The sequence below is a fragment of the Streptomyces sp. NPDC007896 genome (assembly GCF_042959425.1).
In the GTDB taxonomy this organism is placed as follows: domain Bacteria; phylum Actinomycetota; class Actinomycetes; order Streptomycetales; family Streptomycetaceae; genus Streptomyces.
This window is the reverse complement of sequence record NZ_JBIBKX010000010.1, coordinates 56,753-75,194: the sequence shown is the minus strand read 5'-3', so window position 1 is coordinate 75,194 and position 18,442 is coordinate 56,753. Positions and strand designations below refer to the sequence as shown.

18 protein-coding genes are annotated in these 18,442 nt (G+C 70.8%); 14 read left to right on the top strand and 4 right to left on the bottom strand.

Annotated elements, in window-relative coordinates; all coding sequences use genetic code 11:
• The first annotated feature begins 4 nt into the window (after nucleotides 1-4).
• Nucleotides 5-2,788 carry a preprotein translocase subunit SecA gene (secA, locus tag ACFZDJ_RS29970; RefSeq protein ID WP_391063492.1) on the top strand — a complete coding sequence of 928 codons (2,784 nt, stop codon included), beginning with the start codon at nucleotides 5-7 and terminating at the stop codon, nucleotides 2,786-2,788.
• Nucleotides 2,789-2,809: 21 nt separating this feature from the next.
• Here the strand turns inward: secA and ACFZDJ_RS29965 are convergent, their stop codons facing one another.
• A complete protein-coding gene (locus ACFZDJ_RS29965) occupies nucleotides 2,810-3,262 on the bottom strand; it encodes a lamin tail domain-containing protein (RefSeq protein ID WP_168496180.1) in 453 nt (150 codons plus the stop codon).
• Between the two features lie 245 nt (nucleotides 3,263-3,507).
• Between ACFZDJ_RS29965 and dxr the strand changes: the two genes are divergently transcribed.
• The 11 genes from dxr (at nucleotide 3,508) to ACFZDJ_RS29910 (ending at nucleotide 14,586) form a co-directional block, all read left to right on the top strand.
• Nucleotides 3,508-4,782, top strand: coding sequence for a 1-deoxy-D-xylulose-5-phosphate reductoisomerase (gene dxr / locus ACFZDJ_RS29960; RefSeq protein ID WP_390933508.1), 1,275 nt, complete (start codon nucleotides 3,508-3,510; stop codon nucleotides 4,780-4,782).
• Nucleotides 4,779-6,083: a site-2 protease family protein gene (locus ACFZDJ_RS29955; protein ID WP_391063489.1), complete on the top strand. Its 1,305-nt coding sequence runs from the start codon at nucleotides 4,779-4,781 to the stop codon at nucleotides 6,081-6,083. Before dxr ends, ACFZDJ_RS29955 begins: the two co-directional genes overlap by 4 nt.
• A gap of 174 nt (nucleotides 6,084-6,257) precedes the next feature.
• A complete protein-coding gene (gene ispG / locus ACFZDJ_RS29950; protein WP_095852303.1) occupies nucleotides 6,258-7,415 on the top strand; it encodes a flavodoxin-dependent (E)-4-hydroxy-3-methylbut-2-enyl-diphosphate synthase in 1,158 nt (385 codons plus the stop codon).
• Nucleotides 7,416-7,663: 248 nt separating this feature from the next.
• On the top strand, nucleotides 7,664-8,512 hold the full coding sequence (locus ACFZDJ_RS29945; RefSeq protein WP_390933507.1) for a GNAT family N-acetyltransferase: 849 nt from the start codon (nucleotides 7,664-7,666) through the stop codon (nucleotides 8,510-8,512).
• 156 nt (nucleotides 8,513-8,668) lie between these two features.
• On the top strand, nucleotides 8,669-9,238 hold the full coding sequence (locus tag ACFZDJ_RS29940) for a GNAT family N-acetyltransferase (protein ID WP_168511702.1): 570 nt from the start codon (nucleotides 8,669-8,671) through the stop codon (nucleotides 9,236-9,238).
• 72 nt (nucleotides 9,239-9,310) lie between these two features.
• Nucleotides 9,311-11,008 (top strand): proline--tRNA ligase, encoded by a 1,698-nt coding sequence (locus ACFZDJ_RS29935; protein WP_099943600.1) that lies wholly within the window; start codon nucleotides 9,311-9,313, stop codon nucleotides 11,006-11,008.
• A gap of 169 nt (nucleotides 11,009-11,177) precedes the next feature.
• Nucleotides 11,178-11,525: a hypothetical protein gene (locus tag ACFZDJ_RS29930; protein WP_391063485.1), complete on the top strand. Its 348-nt coding sequence runs from the start codon at nucleotides 11,178-11,180 to the stop codon at nucleotides 11,523-11,525.
• Complete coding sequence (locus tag ACFZDJ_RS29925; protein ID WP_391063482.1) at nucleotides 11,525-12,499, top strand: FAD:protein FMN transferase; 975 nt, start codon at nucleotides 11,525-11,527, stop codon at nucleotides 12,497-12,499. The genes ACFZDJ_RS29930 and ACFZDJ_RS29925 overlap by 1 nt, the downstream gene beginning before the upstream one ends.
• Complete coding sequence (locus ACFZDJ_RS29920; RefSeq protein ID WP_391063479.1) at nucleotides 12,496-13,095, top strand: ferric reductase-like transmembrane domain-containing protein; 600 nt, start codon at nucleotides 12,496-12,498, stop codon at nucleotides 13,093-13,095. The genes ACFZDJ_RS29925 and ACFZDJ_RS29920 overlap by 4 nt, the downstream gene beginning before the upstream one ends.
• Nucleotides 13,092-14,339, top strand: coding sequence for an NADH-ubiquinone oxidoreductase-F iron-sulfur binding region domain-containing protein (locus tag ACFZDJ_RS29915; RefSeq protein ID WP_391063477.1), 1,248 nt, complete (start codon nucleotides 13,092-13,094; stop codon nucleotides 14,337-14,339). The genes ACFZDJ_RS29920 and ACFZDJ_RS29915 overlap by 4 nt, the downstream gene beginning before the upstream one ends.
• A gap of 1 nt (nucleotide 14,340) precedes the next feature.
• Nucleotides 14,341-14,586, top strand: coding sequence for a ferredoxin (locus ACFZDJ_RS29910; protein WP_391063474.1), 246 nt, complete (start codon nucleotides 14,341-14,343; stop codon nucleotides 14,584-14,586).
• A 12-nt stretch (nucleotides 14,587-14,598) separates the two neighbouring features.
• Here ACFZDJ_RS29910 and ACFZDJ_RS29905 read toward each other — a convergent pair whose 3' ends face one another.
• From ACFZDJ_RS29905 to ACFZDJ_RS29895, 3 genes are all read right to left on the bottom strand, one after another.
• Complete coding sequence (locus ACFZDJ_RS29905; RefSeq protein ID WP_391063856.1) at nucleotides 14,599-15,540, bottom strand: aminoglycoside phosphotransferase family protein; 942 nt, start codon at nucleotides 15,538-15,540, stop codon at nucleotides 14,599-14,601.
• A gap of 90 nt (nucleotides 15,541-15,630) precedes the next feature.
• The gene (locus tag ACFZDJ_RS29900; RefSeq protein WP_391063472.1) at nucleotides 15,631-16,122 is read right to left on the bottom strand and encodes a DUF4439 domain-containing protein; all 492 of its coding nucleotides are present in this window, start codon (nucleotides 16,120-16,122) and stop codon (nucleotides 15,631-15,633) included.
• Nucleotides 16,119-16,661 carry a hypothetical protein gene (locus ACFZDJ_RS29895; RefSeq protein ID WP_390933501.1) on the bottom strand — a complete coding sequence of 181 codons (543 nt, stop codon included), beginning with the start codon at nucleotides 16,659-16,661 and terminating at the stop codon, nucleotides 16,119-16,121. Before ACFZDJ_RS29895 ends, ACFZDJ_RS29900 begins: the two co-directional genes overlap by 4 nt.
• Before the next feature lie 216 nt (nucleotides 16,662-16,877).
• Between ACFZDJ_RS29895 and rimP the strand changes: the two genes are divergently transcribed.
• Both rimP and nusA read left to right on the top strand, forming a co-directional pair.
• Nucleotides 16,878-17,384 (top strand): ribosome maturation factor RimP, encoded by a 507-nt coding sequence (gene rimP / locus ACFZDJ_RS29890; RefSeq protein ID WP_384912140.1) that lies wholly within the window; start codon nucleotides 16,878-16,880, stop codon nucleotides 17,382-17,384.
• A gap of 2 nt (nucleotides 17,385-17,386) precedes the next feature.
• Entirely contained in the window at nucleotides 17,387-18,409 is a 1,023-nt protein-coding gene (gene nusA, locus ACFZDJ_RS29885) for a transcription termination factor NusA (protein WP_101400981.1), read from the top strand.
• Nucleotides 18,410-18,442: the final 33 nt, after the last annotated feature.

Here is an 18,442-nt window from a genome sequence, read left to right as displayed (position 1 = left end):
TCCTATGCCGGGCAAAGGTCTGGACGTCATCACCGGCAGGATCATGCGGGCCGGCGAGGGCCGGGTGCTGCGCAGGCTCCAGCGCGTCGTCGATCAGGTCAACTCCCTGGACGAGGAGTTCAGGGCCTTGTCCGACGAGGAACTCCAGTCCCTCACCCCGGAGTTCAAACAGCGCCACGCCGACGGCGAGAGCCTGGACGACCTGTTGCCGGAGGCCTTCGCCGCGATGCGCGAGGCGGCCCGGCGGACCCTGGGCATGCGCCACTTCGACGTCCAGGTGATGGGCGGCGCGGCGCTGCACCTCGGCAACATCGCGGAGATGCAGACGGGGGAGGGCAAGACCCTCGTCGCCACCCTCCCCGTCTATCTGAACGCCCTGTCCGGCAAGGGAGTCCACCTCGTCACGGTCAACGACTACCTCGCCGAGCGCGACGCCGAGTGGATGGGCCGCGCCTACCGCTTCCTGGGCCTGACCGTCGGTGTCATCAAGTCCGAGTCGACGCCCGCCGTGCGCCGCGCCCAGTACGCCTGCGACATCACCTACGGCACCAACACCGAGTTCGGCTTCGACTACCTGCGCGACAACATGGCCTGGTCGAGGGACGAACTCGTACAGCGCGGCCACCACTTCGCGATCGTCGACGAGGCCGACTCCATCCTCATCGACGAGGCCCGCACCCCGCTGATCATCTCCGGTCCCGCCGACCAGCCCACCCGGTGGTACGAGGCGTTCGCGGGGCTCGTACGACGGATGAAGGGCGTCCGCGTCCAGGAGGAGCTCTTCACCCGGCCGGCCGAGAAGGAGGAGCTGGCGGCGCTGCGGGCCACGTACGACTACGAGTACGACCCCAAGAAACGCACCGTCGCGATCCTGGACCGGGGCGTCGAGTACCTCCAGGACCAGCTCGGCATCGAGAGTCTGTACGAGTCCGAACACACCTCCCTCATCGGGCACCTCAACAACGCCCTGAAGGCCAAGGAGCACTTCAAGAGGGACAAGGACTACGTGGTCGTGGACGGCGAGGTGCTGATCGTCGACGAGCACACCGGCCGCATCCTCGCGGGCCGCCGCTACAACGAGGGACTGCACCAGGCGATCGAGGCGAAGGAAGGGGTGACGATCAAGGACGAGAACCAGACCCTCGCCACGATCACCCTGCAGAACTTCTTCCGCCTCTACGAGAAGCTCGCCGGCATGACCGGCACGGCGATGACGGAGGCGGCCGAGTTCCACCAGATCTACCAGCTCCAGGTCGTGCCGATCCCGACCAACCGGCCCCCGAAGCGCGCCGACGAACCCGACCAGATCTACCGCACCGTGGACGCCAAGTACGCCGCGATCGTGGAGGACATCGCCGAGCGGCACGCCCAGGGGCAGCCGATCCTCGTCGGCACCACATCGGTGGAGAAGTCCGAACTGCTCTCCGCGCTGCTCAGGAAACGCGGTGTCCGGCACGAGGTGCTCAACGCCAAGAACCACCAGCGCGAGGCCCAGATCGTGGCCCAGGCGGGCCGCAAGGGCGCCGTCACCGTCGCCACCAACATGGCGGGCCGCGGCACCGACATCATGCTCGGCGGCAATCCCGAGTCCCTCATAGCCGCCGAGCTGGAGAAGCGCGCACTCACCGAGGAGGAGCACCCCGACGCCTGCCGCGAGGTGCGCGAGCGCGTCACCGCCGCGGTCGGGGCGGCGTACGAGGAGGTCAAGGAGCTCGGCGGGCTCTATGTGCTGGGCACCGAACGCCACGAGTCCCGCCGTATCGACAACCAGCTGCGCGGCCGCTCGGGACGCCAGGGCGACAACGGCGCCTCCCGCTTCTACCTCTCCCTGGAGGACGACCTGATGCGCCTGTTCCGCGCCCAGGTCGTGGACCGCGTGATGGCCATGGCGAACGTCCCCGACGACATCCCCATCGAGAACAAGATGGTCACCCGCGCCATCGCCTCCGCCCAGGCCCAGGTCGAGCAGCAGCACTTCGAGTCCCGCAAGGACGTCCTGAAGTTCGACGAGGTGCTCAACCGGCAGCGCACCCTCATCTACGCCGAGCGCCGCCGCGTCCTGGCGGGGGAGGACCTGCGCGAACAGCTCCTGCACTTCATGGACGACACCGTGCGGGCGTACATCGAACAGGAGACCAGCGAGGGCTTCCCCGAGGAATGGGACCTGGAGCGGCTCTGGGGCGCCTTCAAACAGCTCTATCCGGTACGGGTCACGATCGAGGACCTGGAGGAGGCGGCCGGCGGGCGCGCGAACCTCACCGCCGACGACCTGACCGAGGCCATGACCCGGGACATCCACGACCGCTACGAGGACCGCGAGACCGAACTCGGCGCCGATACCCTGCGCGACCTCGAACGCCTCGTCGTCCTCAACGTCCTCGACCGCAAATGGCGCGAGCACCTCTACGAGATGGACTACCTCCGCGACGGCATCGGTCTGCGCTGGACGCTCGGCCGGGAACCCATCGTCGAGTACGAGCGCGAGGGCTTCGACATGTACGGCGCGATGACCGACGCCATCAAGGAGGAGTCGGTCGGCTACGTCTTCAACCTGGACGCCTCCGGCGGTGCGCCCGGGACCCTCGAACGCCGCGACCGGGTCGAGGACCTGCACTTCACGGCCCCCACCATGGACACGGCTCAGGGCGTGGTCGAGGGCGACTTCGCCCCGGCGGACGCCGACGCGCCCGCGACTGCTCCCGCGGCAGCCCCCGCGCCCGCCGCCGCGCCGTCACGCGGCGGCGCGCGCCCCGGCAGGTCCAAGGCGCGACGCCGCCGCAAGCGGTGAGGACGCGGGGGCCGGCAGGACCTAGCAGTACTTGTCGCTGGGGTCCCGCGTCGTCCACGAGCACGCGTCGACCTTGCCGCCGTTCGCCTTGGTGAGGGTGGCGGTGTCGCTGGTGTTGTTCCAGACGTACGCGCGGCGGTTCTGGTACTTGTCCCCCGCGGTGTCCCTACCGCTGCCCGTGTGCACCTTCATGGTCTTGTGCGCCCCGATCTTCACGTTCGGGAAGGTGTACCTGTGGTTCGAGACGTCCTTGAGGATCCAGCCCTTGAGGGAGATCGCCGCCGAACTGGTGTTCTTGATCTGCACCCACTCGGCGTTGAGGCTCGCGTTGGAGCGGTTGTCCGAACCGGGGCTGTCGAACCAGACGTGGTAGATGGTCACACCGCCGGCCGCCTGCGCCGGTGTGCTGAGAAGAAACGTGCCTGTCAGTGCCACGGCGCCCGCGAGCGCGGGCAGGGCAGCGCGTATCCGCATGAGAACCCCCCAGGGTGTCGCCCCCCGGCCGGTCGTCCACCGGCCAGTGAGAGTGACGACGTGCATGAAGTGCTATCACATGATCTTCACGCTGGTTTCACAAAGGGTGATTTCGCTTCCTCCGGTACGTCGGGGTGCTCATGGGGTCAGAAGATCGGGGTGCTCATGGGGTCAGAAGAGAGGAGAAGCGAGGAGAAGAGGGGAGCCCTGTCCTGTGTGGGTCGCGCAGCGGCCACAATGGGGGGATGAGCGACAGTCCAGCCCCCCTCGCTGATCCGCATCTTGTCTTCGACCCCGTGGACGGAGTCCGGGATGTCGTGATCCTCGGCTCCACCGGCTCGATCGGCACCCAGGCCATCGACCTCGTGCTGCGCAACCCCGACCGGTTCCGGGTCACCGCGCTCTCCGCCGCCGGCGGCAGGGTCGCACTGCTCGCGGAGCAGGCCCACCGGCTGCGCGTACGCACGGTCGCGGTCGCGCGCGAGGACGTCGTACCGGCGCTGCGGGAGGCGCTCACGGCCGAGTACGCACCCGGTGAGGCCCTTCCCGAGATCCTGGCCGGCGCGGACGCCGCCACCCAGCTCGCCGCTTCCGACTGCCACACCGTCCTCAACGGCATCACCGGCTCCATCGGCCTCGCCCCCACCCTCGCCGCCCTGGAAGCGGGCCGCACCCTCGCGCTCGCCAACAAGGAATCGCTCATCGTCGGCGGCCCGCTGGTGAAGGCGCTGGCCAAGCCCGGCCAGATCATCCCGGTCGACTCCGAGCACGCGGCGCTCTTCCAGGCACTGGCGGCCGGTACGCGCGCCGATGTGCGCAAGCTGGTCGTGACCGCCTCCGGCGGACCCTTCCGGGGGCGTACGAAGGCGGAGCTGGCGAACGTCACTCCCGCCGAGGCCCTCGCGCACCCGACCTGGGCCATGGGCCCGGTGATCACCATCAACTCCGCGACCTTGGTCAACAAGGGGCTGGAAGTCATCGAGGCGCACCTCCTCTACGACATTCCCTTCGATCGCATTGAGGTGGTGGTGCACCCGCAGTCGTATGTCCACTCGATGGTTGAGTACACGGACGGATCGACACTGGCCCAGGCGACGCCCCCCGACATGCGGGGACCGATCGCCATCGGTCTCGGCTGGCCCGAACGCGTCCCGGACGCGGCGCCCGCCTTCGACTGGACCAAGGCGTCGAGCTGGGAGTTCTTCCCGCTCGACAACGACGCGTTCCCCTCCGTCGGGCTCGCCCGGCACGTGGGGCAGCTCGCGGGTACGGCCCCGGCGGTGTTCAATGCCGCCAACGAGGAGTGCGTGGACGCGTTCCTGAACGGCGCCCTGCCGTTCAACGGGATCATGGAGACCGTCACCCGGGTGGTCGAGGAACACGGCACACCCGGAACGGGAACTTCCCTGACCGTGGCAGACGTCCTCGAAGCGGAGACCTGGGCACGCGCCCGGGCCCGTGAACTGACCGCACAGACGGCACCAATGGCACAGACGACAACCGCGGAGGCTCGTGCATGACGACCCTGATGATGATCCTCGGCATAGTCGTCTTCGCGGTCGGCCTGCTCATCTCGATCGCCTGGCACGAGCTGGGACATCTGTCGACGGCCAAGCTCTTCGGCATCCGCGTGCCGCAGTACATGGTCGGCTTCGGGCCGACCATCTGGTCGCGGAAGAAGGGCGACACCGAGTACGGGGTGAAGGCGGTCCCGCTCGGCGGCTACATCCGCATGATCGGGATGTTCCCGCCCGGCCCGGACGGCCGTATCGAGGCGCGCTCCACCTCCCCCTTCCGGGGCATGATCGAGGACGCCAGGTCGGCCGCCTTCGAGGAGCTCCAGCCCGGCGACGAGACCCGCCTCTTCTACACGCGCAAGCCGTGGAAGCGCGTGATCGTGATGTTCGCGGGCCCGTTCATGAACCTCGTCCTGGCCGTCGCGATCTTCCTCGGCGTGATGATGACGTTCGGGGTGCAGACCCAGACCACCACGGTCGGCAAGGTCTCGGACTGTGTCATCCAGCAGAGCGAGAACCGGGCGAAGTGCGCGGCGAGCGACCAGGCCGCGCCCGCCAAGGCCGCCGGGCTCAAGGGCGGCGACAAGATCGTCGCGTTCAACGGCAAGGCGATCGGCGACTGGTCGGCGCTGCAGTCCGACATCCGCTCCAACCCCGGCAAGGACGTCACGCTCACCGTCGAGCGTAAGGGCCAGAAGGTCGACCTGACCGCTCACCTGATCAAGAACCAGGTCAGCAAGACCGACGGCAACGGCGGCTATGTCGAGGGCAAGTACGTGTACGCCGGCTTCCTCGGTTTCACGCCCGCCTCCGGCATCGTCCAGCAGTCGTTCGGCCAGTCCGTGAACCGCATGGGCGACATGATGCAGAACGGCGTCGAGTCGCTCGTCTCGCTGCCCGGCAAGGTCCCCGACCTGTGGAACGCGGCCTTCGGCGACGGCCCGCGCAAGGCGGACTCCCCGATGGGCGTGGTCGGCGCGGCCCGTATCGGCGGTGATGTCTTCACCCTCGACATCCCGGCATCGCAGCAGGTCGCGATGATGCTGCTGCTGGTCGCGGGCTTCAACCTCTCCCTGTTCCTGTTCAACATGCTCCCGCTGCTCCCGCTCGACGGCGGGCACATCGCGGGCGCGCTGTGGGAGTCGCTGCGGCGGAACGCGGCGAAGGTGCTGAGGCGGCCGGACCCGGGCCCGTTCGACGTGGCGAAGCTGATGCCGGTGGCCTATGTGGTGGCCGGAATCTTCGTCTGCTTCACGATCCTCGTCCTGATCGCGGACGTTGTTAACCCGGTGAAAATCTCCTAGGCGGTCTCTTGGCAAGACACCGTTCGTGGCGGCCGGGCACCCTGGGTGTCCGGCCGCCATCCGTTGGGTGGGTTTAGGGGCGTGATGTGCTCGGGCGTGCGCCGGTGCCGTAATCTCGGAGCCTGGAGCCCACGATTCCGGGACCTTGATCCACAACTTGGGGTTGCACAGCAGATGACTGCGATTTCTCTCGGCATGCCGTCCGTTCCGACCAAGCTCGCCGAGCGTCGGAAGAGCCGGCAGATCCAGGTCGGAACCGTGGCCGTGGGTGGAGACGCACCCGTCTCGGTGCAGTCGATGACGACCACGCGTACGTCGGACATCGGCGCCACGCTGCAGCAGATCGCCGAGCTGACCGCCTCCGGCTGCCAGATCGTACGGGTGGCGTGCCCGACCCAGGACGACGCCGACGCCCTCGCCACGATCGCCCGCAAGTCGCAGATCCCGGTCATCGCGGACATCCACTTCCAGCCGAAGTACGTCTTCGCGGCGATCAACGCGGGCTGCGCGGCCGTCCGTGTGAACCCCGGCAACATCAAGCAGTTCGACGACCAGGTCAAGGAGATCGCGCGGGCCGCGAAGGACACCGGCACCCCGATCCGGATCGGCGTCAACGCGGGCTCGCTCGACAAGCGGCTCCTCCAGAAGTACGGCAAGGCGACCCCCGAGGCGCTCGTCGAGTCCGCCCTCTGGGAGGCGTCCCTCTTCGAGGAGCACGACTTCCGGGACATCAAGATCTCGGTCAAGCACAACGACCCGGTGGTCATGGTCAACGCGTACCGCCAGCTGGCGGCGGCGTGCGACTACCCCCTGCACCTCGGTGTGACGGAGGCGGGTCCCGCCTTCCAGGGCACGATCAAGTCGGCGGTGGCGTTCGGAGCGCTGCTCTCCGAGGGCATCGGCGACACGATCCGGGTGTCCCTGTCGGCGCCGCCCGCCGAGGAGGTCAAGGTCGGTCTCCAGATCCTGGAGTCGCTGAACCTCAAGCAGCGGGGCCTGGAGATCGTGTCCTGCCCGTCCTGCGGGCGTGCCCAGGTCGACGTGTACAAACTGGCGGAAGAGGTCACCGCCGGTCTGACGGGCATGGAGGTCCCCCTCCGCGTCGCCGTCATGGGCTGCGTCGTGAACGGTCCGGGCGAGGCCCGCGAGGCCGACCTCGGCGTCGCCTCCGGCAACGGCAAGGGGCAGATCTTCGTCAAGGGCGAGGTCATCAAGACGGTCCCCGAGTCGAAGATCGTCGAGACGCTCATCGAGGAAGCGATGAAGCTCGCCGAGCAGATGGAGGCCGACGGCATCGCCTCCGGCGAGCCTTCGGTGTCGGTGGCGGGCTGACCCACCTTGTGGCGCAAGGGACCCGGGTGCCCCTCCGGAGGTGGCGCCCGGGTCCCTTGCGTGCGGTGCTGCTTGGTATCTCCGGCTAAAGTACGGAGATCAGCAGACCGTGTGACTCCGCCCCAGGGGGCTTCTCGCAGTGATGCGACGGTCAAGCCCTGACCGGTGCCCACAAACGAGCACGCGACGACGCTAACAGGGTGCGCGACACGCTGTCGTTGCCCGCAAGGAGTGATGGAGTCGTCCCGTTGTTGACCCAGACCACCACCAGGGTCCTCGAACCGAGTGACCTGGACGCCGCGCTCGCCGTCCTCGACCGCGACCCGGTCGCGAACGCGTTCGTCGCGTCCCGGGTACAGGTCGCGGGCCTCGACCCCTGGCGGCTCGGCGGCGAGATGTGGGGCTGGTACGAGGACGGCATGTTGAGGTCCCTCTGCTACGCGGGCGCCAACCTGGTCCCGATCGGCGCCACCCCCCGCGCCGTCCGCGGCTTCGCCGACCGGGCGAGAAGGGCCGGCCGCCGCTGTTCCTCGATCGTCGGCCCCGTCGAGGCCACCGCCCAGCTGTGGCGGCTGCTCGAACCCAGCTGGGGACCGGCCCGCGAGGTCCGCGCCCACCAGCCCCTGATGGTCACCGACCGGCTCCCCGCCGACATCGCCCCGGATCCGTACGTCCGCCGCATCCGCAAGGACGAGATGGAAACGATCATGCCGGCGTGCGTGGCGATGTTCACCGAGGAGGTGGGCGTCTCACCGCTCGCCGGTGACGGCGGCCTGCTCTACCAGGCGCGGGTGGCCGAACTCGTCGGCACCGGCCGTTCGTTCGCGCGCCTCGACCAGAACGGCAAGGTCGTCTTCAAGGCCGAGATCGGCGCCGCCACCCGGCAGGTCTGCCAGGTCCAGGGGGTGTGGGTCGCCCCCGAGTACCGGGGGCAGGGGCTGGCGGCCCCGGGCATGGCGGCCGTCATGCGCTACGCCCTCGCCGACGTCGCCCCGCTCGTCAGCCTCTACGTCAACGACTTCAACACCCCGGCCCGGGCGACCTACCACCGTGTCGGCTTCCAGGAGATCGGCGCGTTCATGAGCGTGCTGTTCTAGCGCTCGCAGGGCCGCGGGGAACTCCCCGATCGACCCCAGACCGGTCCCCGATCGGCCCCCGCCCGGTTCCCGACCGGCCCCCGACCGGGCCGCATCGGACACAACCTCCCGTAGTCCCGGCGCGATCCGGCGAAGCGCCCCGGTAGTCTCCCCGGCATGCTGCGCTTTCCCGGTCAGGGCCCCCGCAACCCCGACGACGTGGTCGTCGGCCCGCTGGATCTCGCGGCGCGCGTCGACGAGGCGCTCGCCGTGCAGGCCCTCGCCTTCGGGCTCGGCGCCGACGAGGTCGCCGTACGCCGGCAGATCGTGCTGCGTCACCTCACGTACCCGGGAGCTCGCGCACTCGGCGCCACGACGCCCGACGGACGGCTCGTCGGCTTCGTCTACGGCATGCCCAACGACCGCACTCACTGGTGGTCCACCGTCGTGGAGCCGTATCTGCGCGCCCAGGGTCGCGACGCCTGGCTCGACCACTCCTTCGTGATCACCGAGCTGCACGTCCACCCGCACTACCAGAACCACGGCGTGGGCCGGTCACTGATCACCGACATCACGGACAGCGCCACCGAACCCCGCTCGATCCTCTCCGCCATCGACACCGACAGCCCGGCCCGCGGCCTGTACCGCTCCCTCGGGTACGAGGACCTCGCGCGGCAGGTTCTCTTCCCCAGCGCACCCAAGCCGTACGCCGTCATGGGCGCCCCGCTGCCCCTCCGCAGGCGCTAACCGATTTCCACCGGGATGGGCCGCCCGGCTAACCTCCTAGCCATCACCCTTACGCAGCAGGAGTCGAGAACCATGGCCCAGGTCCAGCGCATGTCCCGTTTGATGGTCAAGACACTGCGTGACGACCCGGCGGACGCCGAGACGCTCAGTCACAAGCTGCTCGTCCGCGCCGGCTACGTACGCCGCAACTCCGCCGGCATCTGGACCTGGCTGCCGCTCGGCAAGAAGGTCCTCGACAACATCTCCCGGGTCGTACGCGAGGAGATGGACGCCATTGGGGCGCAGGAGGTCCTCCTGCCGGCCCTGCTGCCCAAGGAGCCCTACGAGGCCTCCGCCCGCTGGGAGGAGTACGGCGACCTCCTCTTCCGTCTGAAGGACCGCAAGGGCGGCGAGTACCTGCTCGGCCCGACCCACGAGGAGATCTTCACCCTCGTCGTGAAGGACCAGGTCGCGTCCTACAAGGACCTGCCGGTCATGCTGTACCAGATCCAGACGAAGTACCGCGACGAGGCCCGCCCGCGCTCCGGCGTGCTGCGCGGCCGCGAGTTCCAGATGAAGGACTCGTACTCCTTCGACACGACGGACGAGGGCCTCGCGGAGTCGTACGCGCTGCACCGCGCCGCCTACCAGAAGATCTTCGCCCGCCTGGGCCTGGACTACCGCATCGTGTCGGCCGTCTCGGGCGCCATGGGCGGCTCGGCGTCGGAGGAGTTCCTCGCGCCCGCCGCGGCCGGTGAGGACACCTTCGTGGACTGCCCGTCCTGCGACTACGCGGCCAACACGGAGGCCGTCACCTTCGCCCTGAAGCCGGTGGACGGCTCCGGCGTCGGCCCGGTCGAGGAGCTGGACACCCCCGACACCCCCACCATCGAGACGCTCGCCGAGCACCTCGGCGTCCCGGCCTCCGCCACCCTCAAGAACCTCCTGGTCAAGGTCGACGGCGAGATCGTGGCCGTAGGCGTCCCCGGCAACCGCGAGGTCGACCTCGGCAAGCTGGGAGAGCACCTCGCCCCCGCCGTCGTCGAACTCGTCACCGCCGAGGACTTCGAGGGCCGCGGCGACCTCGTCCGCGGCTACGTCGGCCCGCAGGGCCTGGAGAAGGTCCGCTACATCGCCGACCCGCGGGTGGCCCCCGGCACGGCCTGGATCACCGGCGCCAACAAGGTCAACACGCACGCGAAGAACGTCGTCGCCGGCCGCGACTTCGAGGTCGACGACTACCTGGACGTCGTCGTGGTGGAAGAGGGCGACCCGTGCCCCAAGTGCGGCACCGGCCTCAAGCTGGACCGCGCCATCGAGATCGGCCACATCTTCCAGCTCGGCCGCAAGTACGCCGACACCTTCCAGCTCGACGTCCTCGGCCAGCAGGGCAAGCCGGTCCGCGTGACCATGGGCTCGTACGGCATCGGCGTCTCCCGCGCGGTCGCGGCGCTCGCCGAGCAGTCGGCCGACGAGCAGGGGCTGTGCTGGCCCAAGGAGATCGCTCCCGCCGACGTCCACGTCGTCGCCGCCGGCAAGGCCCTGCAGACCGAGCTCGCCCTCGACGTGTCCGAGAAGCTCGGCGCGGCGGGCGTACGCGTCCTCGTGGACGACCGTGCCGGGGTCTCCCCGGGCGTGAAGTTCACGGACGCCGAGCTCATCGGCGTACCGAAGATCCTGGTGGCCGGGCGCCGCTCGGCCGAGGGCGTCCTCGAACTGAAGGACCGCCGCACCGGCGAGCGCGAGGAGCTGACCGTGGACGAGGCGATCGCCCGCCTGGCGGCCGAGTAGCAGAACCGGCCGAGTAGCAGAACCGGCCGAGCAGCCGAACTGCTTGAAGTCTGAAATTAAAGACGTCTCTCAGAGACTTCTTCCGAGGCGTACGGGTGCCTCACAGATTTCTCTCAGGCTGCTCCCCGACCGTAGGACGTGACAGAGCGTCATTCGGAGGGGAGCAGCCATGACAGGCAGCGAGCGGGGGGCCGCCGCGGCGGTCCGCAGAGGAGCACGGCGCACGGCGGCCGCCGCGGCGGCGGTCACGCTGGCGGCGGCAGCCGGGGTCTTCGCCCTGGTCGGCACGATGCAGGCGGACGCGGACGCGGACACGGCTGCGAGCGGCACGACGAGTGCGACGAGTACGACGACGGCGACGAGTGCGACGAGTGCGGAGTCGTCCGGTTCGGAGTCGTCGACCACGGGCAGCGACAGCGATTCGAGCGGCAGTACGGACTCGACCCTTCAGGCCCCCTCCGCCAACCCCACCTCCTCCAGCGGCGGCTCCGCCGACTCCACCTCGGGGGCGTCGTGATGGCCACGCTCACCCGCCGCACCACGGCCGCCGCCGACTGGCGCGCCCTCGGCACCAGCGTCCGCCTGGTCACCACCGACCCGGCCCTGCTGGACTCCTGCAACCTGCTGCTCGCCCGGCACCTCGCCGAGGTCGACGCCGCGTGCAGCCGGTTCCGCCAGGACTCGGAACTGGTGGCCCTCGACCAGGCACAGGGCCGCCCGGTCAGGGTCAGCCCACTGCTCGCCGAGGGGCTGGCCGTCGCCCTGCGCGCCGCCGCCGCGACCGACGGGGCCGTCGATCCCACGGTCGGCTCGGCCATCGGCGCTCTCGGCTACGACCGCGACTTCCGTCTGGTCCAGGAGGACGACCGCCCGGTCCGGCTCACCGTCCGCCCGGTCCCGGGCTGGCGCGCGGTGACCCTGGACCGCGCGACCGACACGGTCACCGTCCCGGCCGGGGTCCGCCTCGACCTGGGCGCCACGGCCAAGGCCTGGGCCGCCGACAAGGCCGCCGCCCTGCTGGCCGGGACGGCGGGCTGCGGAGTCCTGGTGAGCCTGGGCGGCGACACGGTCGTGGCCGGCGAACCCCCGGCAGGCGGCTGGCGCATCCGCGTCCAGGACGCCACGGGCCCGGTCGAGGAGACACCCGCGCCGGGGACGTACGCCACGGTCGCCATCCGGAGCGGCGGCCTCGCGACCTCCGGCACCACCGCCCGCCGCTGGCGCCGGGGCGCCCACGACCTCCACCACATCGTCGACCCGTACACCGGCCTGCCCGAGACCCCCTGGCGCACGGTCTCCGTGGCCGCCGCGACCTGCGCGGACGCCAACGCGGCCGGCACGGCGGCCCTGGTCAAGGGCGCGGGCGCGGAACGGTGGCTGGCAAGGCTCGGCCTGCCCGCACGTCTGGTGGCGAAGGACGGCACGGTGGTGACGACACCGGGCTGGCCGACCTCCGACCCGGCCTGGCCCGGACCCGAGGCCGCCGCATGAGCGACTCCTCCCTCCTGTGGTACGCCAACAGAGCCACCGGAGCGGTCAGCCTGGTCCTGTTCACCGTCGTCGTACTCCTGGGCATCGCCGTACGTCTGCGCGGCAGACTCCCCGGCCTCCCGAGGTTCGGGACGGTCCAGCTGCACCGCGCCCTCTCCCTCTCCGCCACCGTCTTCCTGGCCCTGCACATCACGGCCGCGGTCGTCGACAGCTATGTGAGCATCAGCCTCCTCGACGTCCTCGTCCCGTTCGCCTCCACCTACCAACCCCTCTGGCTGGGCCTCGGCACGGTGGCCCTCGATCTGATGGTCGCGGTACTGATCACCAGCCTGCTCCGCGCCCGCGTCGGGCACCGCGCCTGGCGCGCCGTCCACTGGCTGGCCTATGCCTCCTGGCCGATCGCGCTCCTCCACGGCATCGGCATCGGCACGGACACCGGCGCCGGCTGGATGCTGTGGCTGACGATCTCCTGCGTGGCCGCGGTCCTCACGGCCTTCGGCATCCGCGTCGCCCACGCGGCCCGAGCCTCCGGGCGAACCCCGTCCACCCTGCTCCGTACGGCCGAAGCCCGTACGCCCGAAGGAGCCCGCCCATGACCACGACTACGACCGCGACCGCGACCATGGCCACCACCTTTACGGACATCTACATGCCACCCCGCCTGCTCGCTCCCGGTGGCGCCCCGGCCGGCTTCACCACCCACGAGCAGCGCTACGGCCCGGTGGCGCACGGCGATCCGGCCCAACTGCTGCGCACGATCGCCGAGTCCGGGCTCACCGGCCGCGGCGGCGCCGCCTTCCCCACGTACCGCAAGCTGGTCTCGGTCGCCGAGGCGGGCCGCCGCACCGGTCGCACCCCGGTCGTCGTCGCCAACGGCGCGGAGGGCGAGCCCGCGAGCGCGAAGGACAGGACACTGTTGCGGCTGTCGCCCCATCTCGTCCTGGACGGGCTGCAGTTGGCGGCCGAGGCGGTCGGCGCGGGGGAGGCGTACCTCGCGGTCGAGGACCACGCCACGCCCCTCGAAGCGGCGCTCGCCGAGCGACGGGACCCGCTGCGGGTACGCACGGTACGCGTCCCGAAGCGCTTCCTGTCCGGCCAGTCCTCGGCCCTCACCCAGTACGTCTGCGGACACGCGGCCCTCCCGCGCCACCAGCGGCCCCCGGTGCGTGAACAGGGCGTGCACCGCGCGCCGACGCTCGTCCAGAACGTCGAGACGCTCGCCCACCTCGCCCTGATCGCCCGCTACGGCGCCGACTGGTTCCGCTCGGTGGGCACCCCGGCCGAACCGGGCAGCGCCCTGTGCACGGTGCATGTGCCCGGCCGCGAGGTACGGGTCGTCGAAGCCCCCTTCGGCATGCCGCTGCACCGTCTCCTCCCGCTGGACGGCATCGGTGCGGTCCTGGTCGGCGGCTACCACGGCACCTGGCTCCCGGCCGCCGAGGCCGCGACCCGCACACTGACCCTCGCCGACCTCGGCGCGGGCGTGCTCGCCGCGCTGCCCACAGGCCGCTGCGGCCTGGCCGAGACCGCCCGTGTGCTGCGCTACCTGGCCCTCGAGTCGGCGGGCCAGTGCGGACCCTGCCTCAACGGTCTGCCCCGTATCGCCGCCGCCTTCCAGACCCTGGCCGCACCCGGTCCGCAGGGCGGCACCCGCGACGACATCACCCGTTGGGCCGGACTCGTCGAGGGCCGCGGCGCCTGCCACCACCCCGACGGCACGGTCCGCCTGGTGCGCAGCGCACTCACGACCTTCGCCGCCGAACTCGACGCGCACGCCGCGGGCCGCTGCACGGCGACCGACCACTCCCCGCTGCTGCCCGTCCCCGCGAACAGGAACTGACATGGCCCGCCACGCCCACCGCACCGACCGTGCGGACCGCACGTACCGCCTGGATGTCGACTGGACCGCCTGCCAGGGCCACGGCCTGTGCGCGGAACTCCTCCCCGAACACATCACGCTCGACGAGTGGGGCTACCCGCTCCTGGGCGAGGCACCCCTTCCACCCACCACCCTGAAACGCGCCCGCAGAGCCGCCGCCGACTGCCCGGTACTGGCCCTCAAACTCGCCACCGCACAGGGAAGTTAGGGGTCGGGGCGGTCAGAGCCAGCCCGCGAACTCCAGCAACAGCTCCGCGTCCTGCGGACGCCCGACCCGCCCCGCCCGTACGCCGGACTCGACCGCCCGGAACAACGTCCAGCCCCGCAGCCGCTCCTGGTCCACCTCCAGGGACTCGGCGAGCCGCTTCACCCGGCGCCGCGTGATCGACGACCCCGAAGGGGACGCGATCAGGTCCTCCACCCGGTCCCGGACCAGCCGGGCCAGGTCGAAGGCGCACTCGCCGACCACCGGGTCCGGGCCCACGGCCAGCCAGGGCATGCGCTCACCGGCGAGCACCTTGCTCTGCCGGAAGGTGCCGTGCAGCAACCGCTCCTCGGGCGGCCCGGCGAGGAGTTCCTCGCGGGCCGCGAGCGCCGCGTCGACCAGGGGCGCGACCTCGGAGTCGCCGCTCGCCGCCGCCCGCATCGCCTCGGCCTGCCGCCCGGTCCGCTCGGCGACGGTCTCGAAGACATGGGTGGCGGGCGGTTCGACCCACAGCCGCCGCAGCGTCCCGGCCGCCTCCAGCAGGGCCTTCGCCTCCGGCAGCGAACGCACGGACAGATCGGGACGCAGGCGCTCCAACAGCAGTACGCCGTGGATGTCGCCCTGCGCGTCGGCGGGGTTGAGAAGCTGCACGGCGCCCCGTCCGTCCCAGTGGGCGAGCGCGGCCCGCTCGCTCTCCGGACGGGCCCGCGGCGGCGCCAGCTTCAGTACGGCGGGCGTCCCGTCGGCCTGCCGGACGAGCAGGACGAGGCTGCTGCGGCCGCCGGGCGCCTGCACCCGCTCCACGGTCAACTCGCGTAGATCGACCGCCTGTTGCGCCAGCACGGGCAGCTTGTCCAGCCACTCGCCCGTCCCGTTGGACCCGCCGGAGCCGTTGGACCCGCTCCGCTGCGTCTCGCCGAGTGCCCGTACCAGGCGGCGCGGCGGTTCGAAGGCCATGCGCGAGTCCATTGCGCGAGGTGTTCCTTTCCAGCTGGTCCAGGTCGTCCAAGTCGTCCAGGTCGTCTCGGCCAGGCCGTCAGGGGCGCGTCACGAGGGCGACGGCGTCGCCGCGGCAGGGGTGGCCGAGGGGGCCGCCCGCTCGGCGAGACCAGGGAAGGCTACGCTCTCGCCGCGCCAGCGCACCGCCCGCACCGCCGCCTCCCGCAGCGCCTCGGCGGCCGAGCGCCGCCGATCGCCCGAGGAGGCGCGTACGAGGTCGGAGTACACCCCGGCCACGCGTTCCTCCAGGTCGGCCGCGAGCTGTACGGCCGCGGCTGAGTCCTTCACGGCGAACGGCAGCGCGTACGCCGCCGCCGAGACCTCCGGCCTGCCGCCCAGGTCGCGTACGGCGCGCGCGAGTTCGTCGCGCCGCGCCCGATGGGCGTCGTACGCCGACCGGGCCTCCCCCCGGCGTGCCTCGTCGGTCCTGCCGCCGACGACTCCGTACCCGTAGACGGCGGCGTGCTCGGCGGCGAGCGCGGCCTGCAACGCGCCGAGCTCGGCGGCCTTGGTGCTTTTCGTGTCCTCGGTCGTGCTCACTTGGCACCCTCCGTCAGCAGGAACGCGTGTGCGGCTCCGGCTGCGGCCACCGAGGCGAGCAGCCTGGCCAGCTCGCCCGGGACCGTCAGCAGGGCCTTCGTCCGCTGGTCGGCCAAGGCGCGCTCGGCGGTCGCGAGGTCGGCGAGGGCGTCCTTCTCCTGGACGGGCACGGTGGGGGAGGGGCTGGGGTGCGCCGAGGCGGAAGCCGAGGGCGAGCCGGAGGCGGAGGGCCGGCTGCCGGCGGTTCCGCTGCCCCCGAACGCCTGCGCGTGCCGTACGACCTCCGCCCGCAGTGGCTTCAGCCGGGCCGCCAGTGGGGGATGGGCGGTGATCACGGCGGCGTAGCGTGCCGCGAGCGTCTCGCTGTCGCGGGCCGCACGCGCGCGTGCGCGGTCCGCGGCCGAGGGGGTCTCGACCGTGGTGTCGGTGGACGACTCGGGGGCGGAACAGCCCACGAGCACGAAGGTGCCCGCGGCGGAGGCGAGCAGGCTCCTTCGGCGCGGCCCCGAGGGGGAGCGCGGCGGCAGGGTGAACGGCACGGCAGACGTCCTCGGAAGGCTGGTACGAAAGGGAGGGCGGCACGCCCGTGATCACGGTACCCGTGCCCCACCCGATCACCACCCAGGGGCTCGCCACCGCCACTCGGCCCCCGGGGGGCGGGGGACGGTGGACGGCAACACCCTCTGCGACCGGATACCCTTTGAGCAGACACACGACCAACCCACAACAGCACACGCGGCCGAGGAGTCACCCGGATGAGCACCACCCAGAGCGAGAGGCTGCGAGTACTGCTGGAACCGCTCGTCAGCTCTCAGGGCCTCGACCTCGAAGAGGTCGAAGTGGACTCGGTCGGACGCAAGCGTGTGCTGCGTGTTGTCGTCGATTCGGACGAAGGTGCCGATCTGGACGCGATCGCCGATGTGAGCCGCGCGCTCTCGGCGAAGCTCGACGAGACGGACGCGATGGGCGAGGGCGAGTACACCCTCGAGGTCGGAACCCCCGGTGCCGAGCGCGAGCTCAAGGAGCACCGTCACTACGTACGCGCCACGGACCGCCTGGTGAAGTTCCAGCTGGGGGACGGCGACGAGTTGGTCGCGAGAATCCTCGACGTGGACGACGAGGGAGTCGATGTCGAGGTGCCGGGCGTGAAGGGGCGCAAGCCCACCGCCAAGCGGCTCGCCTTCCAGGACATCGTCAAGGCCCGCGTCCAGGTCGAGTTCAACCGTAAGAACAAGAACGAAGAGAACGCAGAGGAGGCGTAGCCGTGGACATCGACATGAGTGCCCTGCGGGGCTTGGTACGGGAGAAGGAGATCTCCTTCGACCTGCTGGTCGAGGCGATCGAGTCGGCCCTCCTCATCGCCTACCACCGCACCGAGGGAAGCCGCCGCCACGCGCGCGTCAAGCTCGACCGGGAGACCGGCCATGTGACCGTGTGGGCGAAGGAGGACCCCGAGGACCTGGAGGAGGGGCAGGAGGTACGCGAGTTCGACGACACCCCGTCGGGGTTCGGCCGGATCGCCGCGACCACCGCCAAGCAGGTCATCCTGCAGCGCCTGCGGGACGCCGAGGACGACGCGACGCTCGGTGAGTACGCCGGGCGTGAGGGCGACATCGTCACGGGCGTCGTCCAGCAGGGGCGCGACCCCAAGAACGTGCTCGTCGACATCGGCAAGCTGGAGGCCATCCTGCCGGTGCAGGAGCAGGTCCCGGGAGAGACGTATCAGCACGGGCTGCGGCTGCGCTCGTACGTCGTACGGGTGGCGAAGGGCGTGCGCGGTCCGTCCGTCACCCTGTCGCGTACGCACCCCAATCTGGTGAAGAAGCTCTTCGCGCTGGAGGTTCCGGAGATCGCCGACGGTTCCGTCGAGATCTCCGCGATCGCACGCGAGGCCGGTCACCGTACGAAGATCGCCGTCCGGTCCACCCGTTCGGGTCTGAACGCCAAGGGCGCCTGTATCGGTCCCATGGGCGGCCGGGTGCGCAACGTGATGGCCGAGCTGAACGGCGAGAAGATCGACATCGTCGACTGGTCGGACGACCCGGCCGAGATGGTGGCGAACGCGCTCTCCCCGGCCCGTGTCTCCAAGGTCGAGGTCGTGGACCTCGCGGCCCGCTCCGCGCGCGTGACCGTCCCGGACTACCAGCTGTCGCTGGCGATCGGCAAGGAGGGCCAGAACGCCCGCCTCGCGGCCCGCCTCACCGGCTGGCGCATCGACATCCGGCCGGACACCGAGCAGCCGTCCGACGAGACCGCTCGGCGCGGCGCGGACCAGCACCGGGAATAGTTCTGAGCCGCAAGTGGCTTAGATCACGACAAC